Annotated in this window: 15 protein-coding genes; 11 read left to right on the top strand and 4 right to left on the bottom strand. The window is 68.5% G+C overall.

Annotated features, from left to right (window positions below; all coding sequences use genetic code 11):
- Positions 1-3: 3 nt before the first annotated feature.
- Positions 4-747, bottom strand: a complete 744-nt coding sequence (locus OX958_RS04590) for an SDR family oxidoreductase (protein ID WP_270135903.1) — start codon at positions 745-747, stop codon at positions 4-6.
- Between the two features lie 99 nt (positions 748-846).
- On the opposite strand from OX958_RS04590, the gene OX958_RS04595 reads away from it, so the two are divergent.
- Together OX958_RS04595 and OX958_RS04600 are read left to right on the top strand one after the other, a co-directional pair.
- Positions 847-1,698 carry a helix-turn-helix transcriptional regulator gene (locus tag OX958_RS04595; protein ID WP_270135904.1) on the top strand — a complete coding sequence of 284 codons (852 nt, stop codon included), beginning with the start codon at positions 847-849 and terminating at the stop codon, positions 1,696-1,698.
- A 105-nt stretch (positions 1,699-1,803) separates the two neighbouring features.
- On the top strand, positions 1,804-3,093 hold the full coding sequence (locus tag OX958_RS04600; RefSeq protein ID WP_270135905.1) for an RICIN domain-containing protein: 1,290 nt from the start codon (positions 1,804-1,806) through the stop codon (positions 3,091-3,093).
- Here OX958_RS04600 and OX958_RS04605 read toward each other — a convergent pair.
- Complete coding sequence (locus OX958_RS04605) at positions 3,065-3,934, bottom strand: bile acid:sodium symporter family protein (RefSeq protein ID WP_270135906.1); 870 nt, start codon at positions 3,932-3,934, stop codon at positions 3,065-3,067. The two genes, OX958_RS04600 and OX958_RS04605, sit on opposite strands and share 29 nt — an antisense overlap.
- Before the next feature lie 86 nt (positions 3,935-4,020).
- Between OX958_RS04605 and OX958_RS04610 the strand changes: the two genes are divergently transcribed.
- The 4 genes from OX958_RS04610 to OX958_RS04625 all read left to right on the top strand — a co-directional run bounded on the left by OX958_RS04610 (position 4,021) and on the right by OX958_RS04625 (position 7,943).
- On the top strand, positions 4,021-5,112 hold the full coding sequence (locus OX958_RS04610) for a WD40/YVTN/BNR-like repeat-containing protein (protein WP_270135907.1): 1,092 nt from the start codon (positions 4,021-4,023) through the stop codon (positions 5,110-5,112).
- 61 nt (positions 5,113-5,173) lie between these two features.
- Positions 5,174-6,013 (top strand): endonuclease/exonuclease/phosphatase family protein, encoded by an 840-nt coding sequence (locus tag OX958_RS04615; RefSeq protein ID WP_270135908.1) that lies wholly within the window; start codon positions 5,174-5,176, stop codon positions 6,011-6,013.
- Positions 6,014-6,224: 211 nt separating this feature from the next.
- Positions 6,225-7,628 carry a C40 family peptidase gene (locus OX958_RS04620; protein ID WP_270135909.1) on the top strand — a complete coding sequence of 468 codons (1,404 nt, stop codon included), beginning with the start codon at positions 6,225-6,227 and terminating at the stop codon, positions 7,626-7,628.
- A 114-nt stretch (positions 7,629-7,742) separates the two neighbouring features.
- A complete protein-coding gene (locus tag OX958_RS04625; protein WP_270135910.1) occupies positions 7,743-7,943 on the top strand; it encodes a hypothetical protein in 201 nt (66 codons plus the stop codon).
- A 7-nt stretch (positions 7,944-7,950) separates the two neighbouring features.
- Here OX958_RS04625 and OX958_RS04630 read toward each other — a convergent pair whose 3' ends face one another.
- Both OX958_RS04630 and OX958_RS04635 read right to left on the bottom strand, forming a co-directional pair.
- Positions 7,951-9,588, bottom strand: a complete 1,638-nt coding sequence (locus tag OX958_RS04630; protein WP_270135911.1) for an alpha/beta hydrolase — start codon at positions 9,586-9,588, stop codon at positions 7,951-7,953.
- Positions 9,589-9,691: 103 nt separating this feature from the next.
- Complete coding sequence (locus OX958_RS04635; protein ID WP_270135912.1) at positions 9,692-10,180, bottom strand: inorganic diphosphatase; 489 nt, start codon at positions 10,178-10,180, stop codon at positions 9,692-9,694.
- A gap of 50 nt (positions 10,181-10,230) precedes the next feature.
- Here OX958_RS04635 and dacB point away from each other — a divergent pair, with 50 nt between their 5' ends.
- The 5 genes from dacB to ftsH all read left to right on the top strand — a co-directional run bounded on the left by dacB (position 10,231) and on the right by ftsH (position 16,588).
- Positions 10,231-11,589, top strand: coding sequence for a D-alanyl-D-alanine carboxypeptidase/D-alanyl-D-alanine endopeptidase (dacB, locus tag OX958_RS04640; RefSeq protein WP_270135913.1), 1,359 nt, complete (start codon positions 10,231-10,233; stop codon positions 11,587-11,589).
- A gap of 59 nt (positions 11,590-11,648) precedes the next feature.
- Positions 11,649-12,743, top strand: a complete 1,095-nt coding sequence (locus OX958_RS04645; RefSeq protein WP_270135914.1) for a zinc-dependent metalloprotease — start codon at positions 11,649-11,651, stop codon at positions 12,741-12,743.
- Positions 12,715-13,812, top strand: a complete 1,098-nt coding sequence (gene tilS, locus OX958_RS04650) for a tRNA lysidine(34) synthetase TilS (RefSeq protein ID WP_270135915.1) — start codon at positions 12,715-12,717, stop codon at positions 13,810-13,812. Before OX958_RS04645 ends, tilS begins: the two co-directional genes overlap by 29 nt.
- 4 nt (positions 13,813-13,816) lie before the next feature.
- A complete protein-coding gene (hpt, locus tag OX958_RS04655; protein WP_270135916.1) occupies positions 13,817-14,368 on the top strand; it encodes a hypoxanthine phosphoribosyltransferase in 552 nt (183 codons plus the stop codon).
- A gap of 189 nt (positions 14,369-14,557) precedes the next feature.
- Positions 14,558-16,588 carry an ATP-dependent zinc metalloprotease FtsH gene (gene ftsH / locus OX958_RS04660; protein ID WP_270138984.1) on the top strand — a complete coding sequence of 677 codons (2,031 nt, stop codon included), beginning with the start codon at positions 14,558-14,560 and terminating at the stop codon, positions 16,586-16,588.
- Positions 16,589-16,597: the final 9 nt, after the last annotated feature.

Consider the following 16,597-nt stretch of genomic DNA (forward strand, 5'->3'; position numbering starts at 1 on the left):
GCGTCAGTGGCCGTTGAGCGCCTGGACGGTCTCCTGATAGCGACCTTCGCGTTCGGCGTCGCGAAGGAAGCCGACCCGCCGGACGGTCACCTCGGTGACCTCCGGCTGGTCGGTGAGGATGCTCATCGTCTCGGTCAGGTACTCCTCGACAGGCATCGCGCGCTCGTCGTCCTGCTGCCCCATCAGCGTGGTCTGGACGGCGGGAGGGATCACCTCGATCACCTGGATGCCGACCTCGGCCAGCTGGAGCCGCAGGCTCTGGGTGTAGCTGTGGATGGCAGCCTTGGTGGCGTTGTACGTCGGGGTGACCACGAGCGGGACGAAGGCGAGCCCCGAGGAGACCGTCAGGATCGTCGCGCCGGGTTTCGCCACCAGGTACGGCGTGAAGGTCGCGACGGTACGGATCGTGCCGAGCAGGTTCGTGGTGACGGTCGCCTCGGCGATCGCGACGTGACCGGGATCGAGCAGGTTCTCGGGGCGCATGATGCCGGACATCGTCAGCACCGCGTTCAGGTCCGGGTACCGCGCGGTCACCTCGTCGTACGCCGCCTGGATCGACTTCGGATCGTCGACGTCGAGGACGACGGTGCCGAGACCGGGATGCTCGCCGGCCAGCTGGTCGAGCAGTTCCCGGCGCCGGCCGCCGATCACGACTTTGTTGCCCAGGGCATGGAACTTGAGAGCCAGCCCGAGCCCGAGACCCGAAGTACCGCCGGTGACGAAGATCGTGTTGCCTGTGGTTTTCATGGTTCCAGCATCGGCCGGTGCGCCGTCGGCAACCAGGCCCGGCTCAGCCACTGCTCGGCGAGCAGTGGCTAACGTCCGGGACTGCTGAACAATGGGTCTATGGACTATCGGGACCTGTCGGACTTCCTCCGCAAGCGTCGCGAGGCGTTGCAGCCCGAGGATCTCGGCCTGCCGCGCGGCCGCCGTCGCCGTACGCCGGGCCTGCGGCGCGAGGAGGTCGCCGCGCTCGCCGTGATGTCGACCGACTACTACAGCCGGCTCGAGGGCGGTCGTGGTCCGCAGCCGTCGACGGAGCTGCTCGCCGCGATCGCCCGTGCGCTGCGCCTGACGCTGGACGAGCGGGACCACCTCTATCTGCTGGCCGGTCACGGCGTACCGCCGCGCTCGGGCGGCAACGACCACGTGAATCCCGGGCTGCTGCGGATCATGGACCGGCTGGTCGACACCCCTGCCCAGGTGATGAACCGGCTCGGCGAGACCTTGCTGCAGACCGCGGTCGACGTCGCGTTCGAAGGTGAGCTGACGAACTTCGAAGGGCTCGAGCGCAGTGGCGTCTACCGCTGGTTCCTGACCGAGGGCGAACGCGACCGGTACGCCGACGACGAGGTCCGCGCCAACCACAGCCGCGTCCTGGTCTCCGGCCTGCGCTCCGTCTACGCCACCGACGGCGACAAGTCCCGGGCCGGCACCATCGTGCGGGCCCTGCTGGACGGGAGCGCGGAGTTCAGGCGGCTGTGGGACGCGCACGAGGTCGGCATCAGGCATCTGGGCACCAAACGATTTGTGCACCCGGTAGTCGGCAACCTGGAGTTCCACTGCCAGCTCCTCGACGACCAGCAGCAACAGCAGACGTTGCTGGTCTTCACGGCGACTCCAGGCTCCGAGAGCGCCGAGAAGCTGGCACTGCTGGCGGTGCTGGGGCAGACCGAGTTCGAGGCTCGGCAAAGCTGAGAGACTTTCGGAAAGGGCTTGCTGAAGTCTTTACCGGGGTTACATCGTGGGTTAATTTAAGCCCTGAATTAGCGCGCCCCCGCGCCCACGGAAGGACCCGCCCCCATGCAAATGGTCCGCAGAAACTCCATCGTCCGACTGCTCGCCCTGGCGCTGATCGCCTGCCTGACGCTGACTTCAGGCAGTGCGTTCGCCCGAGACCTCCAAGCCGGCCAGGCCGCCGCCACCTTCAAGGTGCTCGCCTTCTACAGCGGCAGTTTCGATGCCGCGCACATCGACTTCCAGAAGGAGGCCAGGGAGCGGTTCCCCGCGTTCGGCGCCCAGCACGGCTTCACCTACGAGCAGACGAACAACTGGGACCGGCTGAACAGCCTGACCAGGAACGACGCCCAGGTGGTGCTGTTCCTGGACGACTCGCCGCACAGTGCGGCGCAGCGCGCGGGGTTCCAGCGCTACGTCGAGAGCGGCGGCGGCTTCCTCGGCTTCCACGTCGCCAACTACAACGACGCCAGCGGTGGCTGGCCGTGGTTCAACAACACCCTGCTCGGCACCGGCCGGTTCAGCACCAACACCTGGCTGCCGACCGCGACCACGCTGCGGACCGAGAACCGCACGCACCCGTCCCTGGTGAACACGGGTGCGACCTTCCGGTCGGCCGTCAGCGAGTGGTACAGCTGGCAGAACGACCTGCGCAACAATCCCGACATCCAGGTGCTGGCCTCGATCGACCCGTCCAGCTTCCCGGTCGGTACGTCGCAGCGCTGGACCAGCGGCTACTACCCGATCATCTGGGCGAACAAGAACTACAAGGCGATCTACGCCAACTTCGGCCACAACGCGATGAACTACGAGACCAACACCCGGACCTCGTCGACCTTCGACAGCCCGGCCCAGAACCAGTTCGTGATGGACGCCCTGAAGTGGCTCGGCGGTGGCGGCACCACCGTCCCGCCGGTCGACCAGCCGGACGCGAGCAAGTGGTACACGGTCGCGAACAAGGGCAACGGCAAGTGCGTGGACGCCCGCGCCGCCGGTACGGCGAACGGCACGGTCGTCCAGCAGTACAGCTGTAACAGCTCGCAGGCCCAGCAGTTCCAGTTCCAGCCGACCTCGGACGGCTTCACCCGGATCAACAACCGGAACGACGCCAGCAAGGTGGTCGACGTGTCGGGTGTCTCGCAGGCCGACAACGCCGGCCTGCACCTGTGGGCCTACGGCGGCGGCGCCAACCAGCAGTGGCAGGCGGTCTCCGAAGGCAGCGGCTACTTCCACTTCGTCAGCCGCCTGAGCGGCAAGTGCCTGACCGTCCCCGGCGGCTCCACCGCCGACAGCACCCAACTGGTCCAGCTGACCTGCAACAACTCCGCTACGCAGTCGTTCCGGCTCGCCGGCTGAGGTAGAAGGCGAAGGCGGCGGTGGGGATGAACATCACGATGCCGTAGACGGCGACCGGGATGGACATCTCGCTGTTGTTCAGCAGGGACGGGCTCAGTGCGATGGTGAGCGCCAGGGTGGCGTTGTGGATGCCGATCTCCATCGAGCACGCGATGGACTGGCGCTCACCGAGCCGGGCCAGCTTCGGTACGGCGTACCCGAAGGCGAGGCTGAGGATGTTCAGCAGGACGGCGACCACGCCGACGGCGGCGAGGTAGTCGAGGAAGTTGGCGCGCTCGGTGTAGATCGCGGCGAAGATCACCAGCACCAGGACCAGGATCGAGCCGAGTTTCACCGGGCGCGCCATCGCGTGCGCGAAGTCCGGTTTCTTGTTGCGCAGCAGCATTCCCAGCCCGACCGGGATCAGCACGATCGCGAAGACCTGCAGCATCTTGGCCGGTTGCAAGCCGATCTGGCCGTCGCCGAGGAAGTGGTTCAGCGACAGGTTGACCACGATCGGCAGGGTGATCACCGCGATCACCGAGTTGACCGCGGTCAGCGTCACGTTGAGGGCGACGTCGCCGCCGGCCAGGTGACTGAAGAGGTTCGCGGTGGTGCCACCGGGGGAGGCGGCCAGCAGCATCATCCCGACCGCCAGCGCGGGGGCCAGATCGAACAGCTTCACCAGGCCGAAACAGATGGCCGGCAGCAACAGGATCTGGGTGCCGAGCGCAACCAGGACGGCGCGCGGCATCCGCAGTACCCGGGTGAAGTCGGCGATGGTCAGTGTCAGCCCGAGTCCGAGCATGATGATCGCCAGCGCGACCGGCAGCAGGACCGAGGTGAGCACGGAGTCGTTCATGGGCGGCTCCCTAGGAAATGGATGCTCAGAGTGACAGTGCTCAGAAGTCTCGGCAAGGGGGTGCCTTCTGTATTACGTTGCCGCACATGCCCTCTAACTTGTTGGCCCTGCGCATCGCGGCGCTCGCGGCCGGAGTACTGCTCGCCACGTCCCAGCTCGTCCCGGCGCAGGCGGCCGGGCAGCACGTACCGAAGTACCAGTGGGAAGTGAAGCCGACCGGGAGTACGTCGCAGTTCCGCGGTCTGGCCGCGGTGAACAAGGACGTGGCCTGGGTTGCGGGAAGCAACGGCCAGGTGTTGCGCACCCTCGACGGCGGCAGGAAATGGCAGAACGTCAGCCCGCCGGGGCAGACGCTGCTGTTCCGCGACGTCGAGGCGTTCGACGCGAAGCGCGCGGTGATCCTGGCGATCGGGCCGGGGGAGGACTCGCGGATCTACCGGACCGCGGACGGTGGCAGAACGTGGGCCGAGTCGTTCCGGAACACCGATCCCGCTGCGTTCTACGACTGCCTCGACTTCAACGACTCGCGGCACGGGCTGGCGCTGAGCGACCCGGTGGACGGGAAGTTCCGGATCGCCGCCACCGCGGATGGCGGCAAGTCGTGGAAGGTGCAGGCGACGAAGGGGATGCCGGCCGCGCTGCCCGGGGAGTTCGCCTTCGCGGCGAGCGGGACCTGCCTGGTGGCCGGCGCCGGCCGGTCGGCGTGGTTCGCGACCGGTGGCGGTGACCGGCCGCGGGTCTTCCGGACGGTGGACGGCGGGCGCAGCTGGAAGGTGAGCGACTCCCCGATGGCCAGTGGCGAGGCGGCCGGCATCTTCAGCCTGAGCTTCCGCGGACAGTTGCACGGAGTGGCGGTCGGTGGTGACTTCGCGACCACGGGTGACGCGGTGAGGGGTGCGTCGTACACGTCCGACGGTGGCCGGACCTGGAAGCTGGTGCCGGCGGACAAGGCGCCGAAGAAGTACCGCAGCGGCTCCGCCTTCGTGCCGTGGTCGGTCAAGACGGTCCTCGCCGTCGGCCCGACCGGCAGCGACGTGAGCCTGGACGGCGGACGCAGCTGGAAGCAGTTCGACGACGGCAACTACGACAGCGTCGAGTGCGCCGGGTTCGGCTTCAAGGCCGGCTGCTGGGCGTCGGGACCGAAGGGCGCGGTCGCGCGACTGGCTGTCACCCGGTAATTCCGTTCGGCGACACCCGCAGGTCGCGCGGGTGTCGCCTGTCTACGGTCAGGATGAGGACATGCGAAGACTTCCTCCCAGGTTGCTGGTCACGTTCGCGGGGCTGCTGATGGTGCTGCCGACGGCGGCCGCCGCCAGCGCACGCGGTGACGACCGGCCGGACCGGCCCGGTCAGCCGCTGAAGGTGCTGACCTACAACATCCACCACGGCGCCGGGACGGACGGCGTACTGGATCTCGAGCGGATCGCCAAGGTGATCGAGAACTCCGGGGCCGACCTGGTCGGGCTGCAGGAGGTCGACAAGCACTGGAGCCAGCGCAGCAACTGGGTCGATCAGCCGGCCTGGTTGGCCGCCCGGCTGAAGATGCACTACGCCTACGCGGCGAACCTCGACCTGCCGCCGCTGAAACCGGGGGAGCCGCGCCGGCAGTACGGCACGGCGGTGCTGTCGAAGAGCCCGATCAAGGACTTCGAGAACACGCTGCTGCCGCTCTACCCGACCGGTGAGCAGCGCGGGCTGTCAGTGGCGGCGATCAAGATCCGTGGCGTCTACCTGCGGTTCGCCAACACGCATCTGACGTCGAACAACAACGCCGAGCGGCTCGAGCAGGCGAAGAAGGTGGTCGAGTTGCTGGACGACTCGAAGCTGCCGACCTTCGTGGTCGGCGACCTCAACGCCCGGCCGAACGCGCCGGAGATCGCCACCCTGACCAAGGTCTGGCGCGACACCTGGGCCGACGTCGGCACCGGACCGGGGTACTCGAGCCCGACGGAGAACCCGGCGGCCCGGATCGACTACCTGCTGCACACCCGGCAGAAGATCGAGCCGCTGTCGTCCGCGGTGATCACCACCAACGGGTCCGACCATCTGCCGGTCGTTGCCACCTACAACCTTCGGTAGAACTCACCCGCGGTACCGATCGGCGTCCACCCGGCAAGGGTGGGCGCCGATTTTGTCGCGCGCGAATTACAAGCTTGTAGTTTGTCAAGCCGACACGCAGGTGCAACAAAGTTATTCGTGGGATAGGTGTTCCCAATGGGGCTGTAGGCAACTAGTGTCACGTATGTGGTCCAGCTGGACCAAAAGGACATGAACCCTGGGGAAGGGGTTCATGACTGGCGGAAGGAAGAACCCGATGCGTCCATTGGCTTCAGGGGTGCTCGCGGTCTCTTTGATCGGCACCATGGGTCTGATCGCGGTACCGGCCCAGGCCGACCCCCAGCCGCCGGTCGTTCCGTCGCAGTCCACCGTCGACGCCGCCAGGAAGGCCGCCGCCGCGAAGGCCGCACAGGTGACCGCCATCGAGCAGCAGCTGGCCGGCGCCGGGGCGAAGCTCGAGCAGCTCGGGCGCCAGTCGGCGAAGGCCGGGGAGATCTACAACGGCGCGATCTACCGGCTCCAGCAGGCGCAGGCCGAAGCCAAGGCTGCCAGCGACCGCGCGGACCGGGCCGAGAAGGCGCTGATCGTCCAGCGGCAGCAGATCGGCCGGTTCGCGGCAGCGTCGTACCAGGGTGGTGGTGATCTCGCCACGATCGGACCGCTGTTCACCGCGGACGGTCCGCAGCAGCTGCTCGACTCCGCCGGCGCGGCCCGTTCGGTGTCGCAGGCGATGCAGGGCTCCTACCTGCGGTACACGGCAAGTCAGGTGGTCACCAACGCGTTCAAGCTGCAGAAGGACTCGGCAGTCACCAAGGTGAAGGCCGCGACCGACGAGGCAGCCAAGGCCAAGAAGGCCGCTGAAGCTGCCGAGGGCGAGCAGCGGGCGGCCGTCGCGGCGATCGGTGCCCAGCGCAAGCAACAGATCGCTCAGCTCGCCACGCTGCGCAACACGTCGGTCCAGGTGGCCGACCAGCGGCAGCGTGGGCTCGAGGAACTCGCCCGGCAGCGGGCCGCCGCGCTGGCGGCGAAGAAGGCGGAGGAACTGCGCAAACGGATCGCCGCGCGGGAGGCGGCCGAGGCCGCCGAGGCCGCCCGGGAAGCTCGGGTCGCGGCAGCCCGTCAGGCGCGGGCGGAGGCTGCCCGGAAGGCCCGCGAAGAGCGCAACGAGGACCGGAACGACCAGAACGACAGCAAGAAACCGCCGAAGAAGCACAAGCCCGGCAAGAAGGGTGACGGCAAGAAGGACGATGGTGGCTCCGGGCGCAACTCGCGCGGCGCCCGAGCCGCTGTCGACTTCGCCCTCGCTCAGCTGGGCGACCCCTACCTCTGGGCGGCGGCGGGACCGAACTCCTGGGACTGCTCCGGTCTGACGATGGCCGCGTGGAAGCGGGCCGGCGTTCGGTTGCCGCACTACAGCGTCGCGCAGTACGAGCAGACCAAGCGCATCTCGGCAGACGAACTGCGGCCCGGTGACCTGATCTTCTGGTCCGAGCGCAGTGCCGACCCGGGCTCGATCTTCCACGTCGCGATGTACCTCGGCGGTGGCCGGATGGTGCACGCGCCGCGGGCCGGCCGGCCGGTGACGATCGACAGTGTCTACTACTGGGAGGAGCCGGACTTCTTCGGCCGGCCCTGATTCCAGGGCCGGCGATTACGGCCGGGTACAGCGTCAGGCAGTACTGCGTGAGGCAGTCCAGCTCGTGAGCGACCAGACCAGCCGAATCCGCCGTCGGCGTGCAGGACGGTTCCAGTGGTGAAACCTTTGCGCAGCAAGGCGATGCTCGCCTCCGCGATGTCCTTGATGACCTGTCGGCGCCGTACCTCCGCGACGGAGGTCGCCGCGGCCGACACCGCCGAACCACCCAGTACGCCGTACGTGGTGTCCAGGCCGGTCGACCTGGACACCATCGCGGATCGGGCGCCGACGTCGTACTCGCTGATCGGCTGGTAGCAGCCGCCTACCAGCGGCTGGTCAGCTCGGGCGATTCCTGAGTGCGGGCGGAGGGAGCCAGTGCCGGGTCGTTGGCGGCGCAACGAGTCCCTGCGGCCGGCACTGTCAGGTCGAGGAAGTAGTTGTCCACTGCCGCACGTGTACAGGCTGTGCGGGAGTAGGTGACGTGGCCGGAGCCCTCATAGGTGACCAGTACGGCGTTGCCGAGCTGCCGCCTGGCGTTGACCGCCCAGGAGTAGCCGGTGGCGGGGTCGTGGAGGCCGTTCATCATGAGGATGGTCGGTGCGCCCTTCACGTCGAGCTTGTGCTGCGGGTTGTTCACCTTGCCCGGCCAGCCGATGCACTGGGTCATCGACTGCAGGGCGAGCACGGAGGTCCGCATGTTCGGGGCCACCTTCAGGCTGGCGCCGTAGAGGGCGTTGAGCTCCTGGAAGCCACGGACCGGCAGCGACCAGTCCTGGCAGAACTGCGGCCGGACGTCTTCCACCAGTTCGACAGCGGCAGCACTGCGCTCAGCGGCCGGTACTACGGCCTGCAGGGTCGCGGCGAGGTCCGCACGGGCGGTGCGCACGGCGGCTGACGGCGTACCGGTGTGCAGGGAGCTGAGCAGCTCGCCGAGCTGCACCCAGCGAGGGCGGCTGAAGAAGAACTGGGTGATGTCGAGCAGGTCCCAGGTGCTGAGCTTGGTGCCGTCGGCCGGGTCGACCAGGGTGCCCGCATCGGCCTTCGCCAGGAGCTCGGCGTACACCTTGGGCACGTCCTGGCCGTGCAGCGCGCAGTTGGCGCTCTTGCCGCACCAGGTGACGAACTGCTGGAACGAGTCCTCGGCGAAGCTGCTCTCGCTGAGCAGGAACCGCCAGGTGCCGAGGCTGTGGTCCATGTTGCCGTCGTTGACCATCGAGCGGATCCGGTGCGGGAAGAGCTCGGCGTACATCTGGCCCATCAGCGTGCCGTACGACGCGCCGTACCAGCTGAGCTTGTCGGCACCGATCGCGGCCCGGACGGCGTCGACGTCGCGGGCCACCGAGACGGAGTCGACGTGGTCGTACAGCGGGCCGGTGTGCTGCCGGCAGTCGGCGGCGAGTTGCCGGTTGAACCTCACCAGCGCCGTGTACTCCGCCTTGGTCCGCGGCAGCACGGTCTCACCCGGCCGGGCGAAGGCTTCAGCCGAACAGACCACCGGGTGGCTGCGGGCGACGCCTCGCGGGTCGATACCGATGATGTCGAACGTCCGGCGGATCTCCGGGCTGAAGAGGGTGCCCGCGGTGAAGGTCATGTTGACGCCGGAGCCACCCGGGCCGCCGGGGTTGATGAACAGCGGCCCCTTACTGGCTGCGGGCTCGTCGGCCGGCCGCTTGGCCAGGGCCAGCTCGAAGGTCGCGCCGCCCGGCTTGCGCCAGTCCACGGGCAAGGTGAGCTTGCCGCACTGGATGGCGGGCACCTCTTCGCACGGCGCCCAGGTGATCGTGCGCGGCGTGCTGGGGGAGGCCGGGCCGGTGGCTGCCGGCGCCGCGATGGCACCGGCGGCGGGAGTGGCGAGTCCAGCCAGGAGCATCAAGGCGGCTCCGCCTGTCGCCAGTCGTCGCCGGCCGGTCGAGCCGGCTCCGGGGGACTGCTGCCTGCTGGTCGTTCGCTGCCTGCGCATGATGAAGAAACCTTCCGTCGGGCGGACCTGACGGAGGGCAACTTACTGCGCGCCGGGAGTGAACGGGAGGGGTGTTGCAGCTAGCTGCAACGACCCCGGTGGTTCAGTGGCCCTCGGTCTTCAGGCGCTGGAAGGAAGCGGTGACCTCGGCCTCGGCGTCGGCGCGGCCGACCCAGCTGGCCCCTTCGACCGACTTGCCCGGCTCCAGGTCCTTGTAGACCTCGAAGAAGTGCTGGATCTCCAGCCGGTCGAACTCCGGCACGTGGTGGATGTCGCGCAGGTGCTCCTGCCGCGGGTCACCGGCCGGGACGCAGAGGACCTTGTCGTCCGGCCCCTTCTCGTCGGTCATCCGGAACATGCCGATCGCCCGGGCCTTGATCAGGCAGCCGGGGAAGGTCGGCTCGCTGAGCAGCACCAGGGCGTCCAGCGGATCACCGTCCTGACCGAGGGTGTCCTCGATGAACCCGTAGTCGGAGGGGTACTGAGTGGCCGTGAACAAGGTCCGGTCGAGGCGCAACCGGTTCGTCTTGTGGTCCAGCTCGTACTTGTTGCGGGTGCCCTTGGGGATCTCGATGAAGACGTCGAACTCCATACGGCAGATACTGTCACGGTTCCGACCGATGAGATGACAGGAGAAGCCAGGTGGCTCGTCCTCCGCGTGCGGCGTTCGTCACGCTGGTGACTGCCGCAGTACTTGCCGGACTGGTCAGCAGCCCACAGGCGGTGTCCGCTTCGCCGCTGGCACCAGCCGGTACGGCGAAGGCGCCGGCCGTGCTCGAGCCGGCCGAGACAGAGGGTGTCGCACCGACCGCCGCCGGAGTACAGAAGGCTCTGGCGGCTGCGCTGGCCGACCCGTCGCTCGGGAAACACTTCGGTGTCTACGTGTACGACGCCTCCCGCGGCAAGCCGGTCTTCTCCGTCGGTACCGCGAAGCCGTACATCCCGGCGTCGACCATGAAGCTGCTCACCACCGTCTCCGCGCTGGAGGCACTCGGCCCGGAGCACCGGTTCGCGACGAAGGTCGTCCGCTCAGGCAACTCGCTCGTCCTGGTCGGCGGCGGCGACCCGCTGCTGGTCACCAAGCGACCGATGGACCCGCTGGACTTCCCGGCTCGCGCTTCGCTGCAGGACCTGGCCGCCAGTACTGCGAAGGCGCTGCGTGCCGCGGGCGTGGTCAGGGTCACGGTCGGGTACGACGCGACTCTGTTCACCGGCCCGGCCGCCAACCCCAAGTGGGAGCCGAACTACCTCACTGAGGGCATCGCTGCCCGGACGTCGGCGCTTTGGGTGAATGAGGGACGAGTGTCGCCAGGGATGGCCAAGCGAGCCGACTCCCCGGCGCTGGCTGCTGCCACCGCCTTCGCGACCCAGCTGCAGACGCTGGGGATCAAGGCGACCGTCGGGAAGGCCGTCAAGGCGCCGGCAGGCGTGGAGGCCATCGCTCAGGTGGACTCGGCGACACTCGGTGATCTCGTCGAGTACGTGAACCTGCACAGCGACAACGACGGTGCCGAGGTACTGCTGCGGCATGTCGGGCTGGCCACCAAGAACGGTGGCTCCTACACCGGCGGCCTGGCCGGGCTGCGCGTCACGCTCACCAAGCTCGGCCTGGACGTCAGCAAGGCGCGGTTCGAGGACGGCAGTGGCCTGTCGCGCACCAACCTGGTTCCGCTCGACGTACTGGCCGGGGCAGTCCGGGTGGCGACCGCCGAGGACAAGCCGCAGTTGCGGCACCTGCTGACGGGTCTGCCGGTCGCCGGGTTCAACGGGAGCCTGCGGCAGCGTTTCGCCGGTCCCGGGACCGCAGGTGGAACCGGGATGGTCCGTGCCAAGACAGGCACCCTCACCAACGTCCACTCGCTGGCCGGCTTCGCCCGGACCAAGTCGGGGACGCTCCTGGTCTTCGCCATAGGTACAGACAGCTCCCCGGCACCCAAGGCGCTGGACGCCCGAGCCGCACTCGACCGCGCAACAGCAGCCCTGGCTGCCTGCGGCTGCTGACGGCGCGTATCTAGGGCGCAGTGAAGGCGCATGTTGGAACATGCCACTAGGGTCGATGTATGAGTACGGCTGAAGGTAATACCGCGGCTGACATGGTCGACTGGCAGCTGGCGACAGGGGTGGCTCGCAAGCTGCTCCGGCCCGGCCCGGCGGTCAGTCGCGCCGAGGCGGACCGAGTGGTCGCCGAACTGCGGCAGTTCGCCGCGGACTCCGAGCACCACGTGCGGGACTTCACCGGGTTGCAGGCGACCTCCGCCACCGCTCCGGTGGTGATCGTGGACCGTCCTGGCTGGGTGCAGGCCAACGCCGACGGCTTCCGGACGGTACTGCGTCCGCTGGCCGACAAGCTGCGCGAGAAGCAGGAGCGGACCGGCGGCCTGTCGTCCGCTGTCGGCTCCCGCGTCACCGCGATCGAGGCGGGTGCGCTGCTGGCCTTCCTTTCCTCCCGGGTGCTGGGTCAGTTCGATCCGTTCTATCCGTCGGAGCCCGACCCGGCTCGCCCCGACCTGACCGGGCGGCTGCTGCTGGTCGCGCCGAACGTCATGCACGTGGAGTCCGAGCTGGGTGTCGTACCGCGGGACTTCCGGCTGTGGGTGTGCCTGCACGAGGAGACCCACCGGGTCCAGTTCACCGCCGTACCGTGGCTGCGGGATCACCTGCGGCAGGAGATCTCGCTGTTCCTGGACCAGGCGGAGCTGGACGCGTCGGCGTACGCGGCGATGTTCCGGGAGGCGGTGCAGCGGCTCGGACGGTCGGTGAAGGGCGAGGCCGAGCTGAGCCTGGTCGACCTGATGCAGTCGCCGGAGCAGCGGGCGGTGCTGGACCGGCTGACCGCGGTGATGTCGCTGCTGGAAGGCCACGCGGACTTCGTGATGGACGGGGTCGGACCGAGCGTGATCCCGACGGTCGAGACGATCCGGTCCAAGTTCACCTCCCGCCGCACCGGTGGCAACCCGGTCGACCAGCTGCTGAAGAAGCTGCTCGGGCTGGACGCGAAAATGCGGCAGTACCAGGACGGAGCCGCCTTCGTCCGCCGGGTCGTCGACCGGGTCGGGATGGAGGGCTTCAACCGGGTCTGGACCGGCCCGAACACCCTCCCCACCAAGAACGAGATCGCCAATCCTGATGCCTGGATCACCAGACTCCACGGCTGAAGGTACGGAAGGCGGAGTGCTCGGAAGCGCCGCCGAAACTCAGGGCGAGTCCGCGGTCGGCGAGCGGACGGTCGGGCGGCCTCGGTTGCACCCGGCCGTTGCCAAGGTGCGGGAGGCGACTCGGGCTGCCTTGGTCGACCTGCCTCGGGGGACCACTGTGCTGGTTGCCTGCTCCGGCGGAGCAGACTCTCTGGCGCTGGCTGCGGCGACAGCTTTCGAGGCGCCGAAGCTCAGGCTGACGGCTGGGGCCGTGGTCGTCGACCACGGGCTCCAGGTGGACTCTGCCGAGACCGCTGAGACGGCGGCAGAGCAGTGTCGGGGCCTGGGGCTCGAGCCGGTCCAGGTGCGAGCAGTGGAAGTCGGGACCGACGGCGGACCGGAGGGTGCCGCCAGGACCGCCCGGTACGACGCCCTGCGGCTGGCGGCCGACGAACTGGGAGCAGACGTCGTCCTGCTGGCGCACACACGCGACGACCAGGCCGAGACGGTGCTGCTGGGCTTGGCCAGAGGTTCGGGCGCGCGCTCGCTTGCCGGGATGGCACCGGAGGCGGGACTGCTCCGACGCCCGCTGCTGGAGGTCCCACGCAGTGCGACGGCCGCCGCGTGTATCGCGTCCGGTCTGCGCCCGTGGCACGACCCGCACAACGACGATCCGAAGTACCGGCGAGTCCGGGTGCGGCACGAGGTGCTGCCGCTTCTTGAGGAGGCGCTCGGGCCGGGCGTGACCGAAGCCCTGGCCCGTACTGCGGGACTGCTGCGCGCCGACGCGGACGCGCTCGACGTACTGGCTGCCGACCTGGCGGAGACGGCCGTTCACCACGACAAGACAGAGGTGCTGTGCGACGTCGCAGTACTGCAGGGGGAGCCCGCCGCGCTCAGGACCCGAGTACTGCGTCAGGCGGCGCTGGAAGCTGGTTGCCGCGCCAACGACCTCACCGCCGGCCACGTCGGGGCCGTGGATGCTCTCGTCACCGACTGGCGCGGTCAGCGCTGGATCGACCTCCCGCAAGGGATCCGGGCGACCAGGCGGGGCGGATTCCTGATCTTCGCGACGGGTGTGACAGGCTGACACCGTGGACGCGTCGGACATCGAGAAGGACCTGGCCCAGATTCACTTCACCGAGGAGCAGATCCAGGCGAAGCTGAAGGAGCTGGCGCTGCGGATCGAGCAGGACTACGAGGGCAAGGACCTGCTGATCGTCGGCGTCCTGCGGGGCGCCGTGATGGTGATGGCCGACCTGGCCCGCTCGTTCAGCCGGCACGTCGAGATGGACTGGATGGCGGTCTCCTCCTACGGCTCCGGCACCAAGTCCTCCGGGGTGGTGCGGATCCAGAAGGACCTGGACACCGACATCACCAACCGGCACGTGCTGATCGTCGAGGACATCATCGACACCGGCCTGACGCTGACCTGGCTGGTCAGCAACCTGCAGTCGCGGCAGCCGGCCTCGGTCGAGATCTGCACCGCGTTCCGCAAGCCGGACGCGGCCAAGATGGCGGTCCCGGTCAAGTACGTCGGGCTCGAGCTGCCGGACGAGTTCGTGGTCGGCTACGGCCTCGACTACGCGGAGAAGTACCGCAACCTGCGCTGCGTGGCGACGCTCGCCCCGCACGTGTACTCCTGACCTGCTTCCCGGCCTCCGGTGGGCTGACCTGTCAGGGACTTGGTGACGGGCTGTAGACAGGGCCGTACCACCGTTCGGTGACCCTCGTGGTGGGCACGCTTGCCCGACACGAGACACTTGGACTGGTATTACCGTCACAAGCCCGTTTCCGGGGCCTGCTGAGCTAGGAGGGACGGGGCGCCAGCCCTGATCATGGACGTGAAGCGCTTCTTCCGCGGACCTATTTTCTGGATCCTCATGGCCTTCGTGGGCGTGCTGATCATCGGGCAGCTCCTGACCGGCTCGTCCGGGTACAAGACCGAGCCCACCGGCAAGGTGGTGCAGCTGATCTCGCAGGCCACCTCCTCGAGCGACAAGTCGATCAAGACCGTCACGCTGATCGACCCGGATCAGGAGATCCGGATCGAGAAGACCGACGGCACCAAGGTGCGGGCGCACTGGGTGGACGGCCAGGGCAACTCCCTCGGCGGCGACCTCCAGAAGCTCTTCACCGACGGCAAGATCGAGAAGTACGACGTGGAGAACCCCAAGCCGAGCTTCATCGGCCAGGTCTTCTCGACGCTGATCCCGTTCCTGCTGATCGCGGTCGTCTTCATCTTCCTGATGAACTCGATGCAGGGCGGCGGCTCGCGGGTGATGAGTTTCGCCAAGTCCAAGGCCAAGCTGGTCACCAAGGACACCCCGAAGACCACCTTCGCGGACGTGGCCGGTGCCGACGAGGCGATCGAGGAACTGGGCGAGATCAAGGAGTTCCTGCAGGAGCCGGGCAAGTTCCAGGCGGTCGGGGCGAAGATCCCCAAGGGCGTCCTGCTCTACGGCCAGCCCGGTACCGGCAAGACGCTGCTGGCCCGCGCGGTCGCCGGTGAGGCCGGCGTGCCGTTCTACTCGATCTCCGGTTCGGACTTCGTCGAGATGTTCGTCGGTGTCGGTGCCTCCCGGGTCCGCGACCTGTTCGAGCAGGCCAAGACCAACGCGCCCGCGATCATCTTCATCGACGAGATCGACGCCGTCGGCCGGCACCGTGGTGCGGGCCTGGGCGGTGGCCACGACGAGCGCGAGCAGACGCTGAACCAGCTGCTGGTCGAGATGGACGGCTTCGACGTCCGCGGCGGCGTGATCCTGATCGCCGCGACCAACCGTCCCGACGTGCTCGACCCGGCGCTGCTGCGCCCGGGCCGGTTCGACCGGCAGATCCCGGTCGACGCGCCGGACCTGCCGGGCCGCGACAAGATCCTGAAGGTGCACGCCCGGGGCAAGCCGATGGCCGAGGACGTGGACCTGACCGCCGTCGCCCGCCGGACGCCGGGCTTCACCGGCGCCGACCTGGCCAACGTGCTGAACGAGGCGGCCCTGCTGACCGCCCGGCTGAACAAGAACCAGATCGACAAGTACGCCCTGGACGAGGCGATCGACCGCGTGATCGCCGGCCCGCAGCGCCGGACCCGGCTGATGTCGGACAAGGAGAAGGTGCTGACCGCGTACCACGAGGGCGGGCACGCCCTGGTCGCCGCGGCGCTGCCGCACTCCGACCCGGTGCACAAGGTGACGATCCTGCCGCGTGGTCGCGCGCTGGGCTACACGATGGTGCTGCCGGACGAGGACAAGTACTCCACCACCCGCTCGGAGATGCTCGACAAGCTGGCCTACATGCTCGGTGGCCGCGCCGCCGAGGAGATGGTCTTCCACGACCCGACCACCGGTGCCAGCAACGACATCGAGAAGGCCACCGCGCTGGCCCGCGCGATGGTCACGCAGTACGGAATGACCGAGCGGCTCGGCGCGATCAAGTTCGGCTCGGACTCCGGTGAGCCGTTCCTGGGGCGCGACCTGGGCAGCCAGCGCAACTACTCCGAGGAGATCGCCGCGGCGGTCGACGAGGAGGTCGGCAAGCTGATCCTGAACGCGCACCAGGAGGCCTTCGACATCCTGGCCGACAACCGGGCGGTGCTGGACCACCTGGTCGAGGAGCTGCTGGAGAAGGAGACCCTGGACAAGGGGGAGATCGCGGAGATCTTCACGCCGATCCAGAAGCGCGAGCTGCGGCCGGCCTGGACCGGGTCCTCGACCCGGATCCCGTCCGAGCAGCCGCCGGTGATGCCGCTGCCGCGCGGTGAGCAGAACGGCTCGCTGCAGGACGTCATCCCCGGTGGATCGATCGGACCGGACGAGGCGGCCAAGGGCCCGAACTACGGCGGCGGCCCGACCCCGCCGGTGGAGTGACACCCAGCT

Origin of the sequence: Kribbella sp. CA-293567 (genome assembly GCF_027627575.1) — a bacterium.
In the GTDB taxonomy this organism is placed as follows: domain Bacteria; phylum Actinomycetota; class Actinomycetes; order Propionibacteriales; family Kribbellaceae; genus Kribbella.

Coding starts and splice junctions, on each gene's coding strand:
- OX958_RS04590 (WP_270135903.1), bottom strand. CDS start 747: ATGAAAACCACAGGCAACACGATCTTCGTCACCGGCGGTACTTCGGGT.
- OX958_RS04595 (WP_270135904.1), top strand. CDS start 847: ATGGACTATCGGGACCTGTCGGACTTCCTCCGCAAGCGTCGCGAGGCG.
- OX958_RS04600 (WP_270135905.1), top strand. CDS start 1,804: ATGCAAATGGTCCGCAGAAACTCCATCGTCCGACTGCTCGCCCTGGCG.
- OX958_RS04605 (WP_270135906.1), bottom strand. CDS start 3,934: ATGAACGACTCCGTGCTCACCTCGGTCCTGCTGCCGGTCGCGCTGGCG.
- OX958_RS04610 (WP_270135907.1), top strand. CDS start 4,021: ATGCCCTCTAACTTGTTGGCCCTGCGCATCGCGGCGCTCGCGGCCGGA.
- OX958_RS04615 (WP_270135908.1), top strand. CDS start 5,174: ATGCGAAGACTTCCTCCCAGGTTGCTGGTCACGTTCGCGGGGCTGCTG.
- OX958_RS04620 (WP_270135909.1), top strand. CDS start 6,225: ATGACTGGCGGAAGGAAGAACCCGATGCGTCCATTGGCTTCAGGGGTG.
- OX958_RS04630 (WP_270135911.1), bottom strand. CDS start 9,588: ATGCGCAGGCAGCGAACGACCAGCAGGCAGCAGTCCCCCGGAGCCGGC.
- OX958_RS04635 (WP_270135912.1), bottom strand. CDS start 10,180: ATGGAGTTCGACGTCTTCATCGAGATCCCCAAGGGCACCCGCAACAAG.
- OX958_RS04645 (WP_270135914.1), top strand. CDS start 11,649: ATGAGTACGGCTGAAGGTAATACCGCGGCTGACATGGTCGACTGGCAG.
- tilS (WP_270135915.1), top strand. CDS start 12,715: ATGCCTGGATCACCAGACTCCACGGCTGAAGGTACGGAAGGCGGAGTG.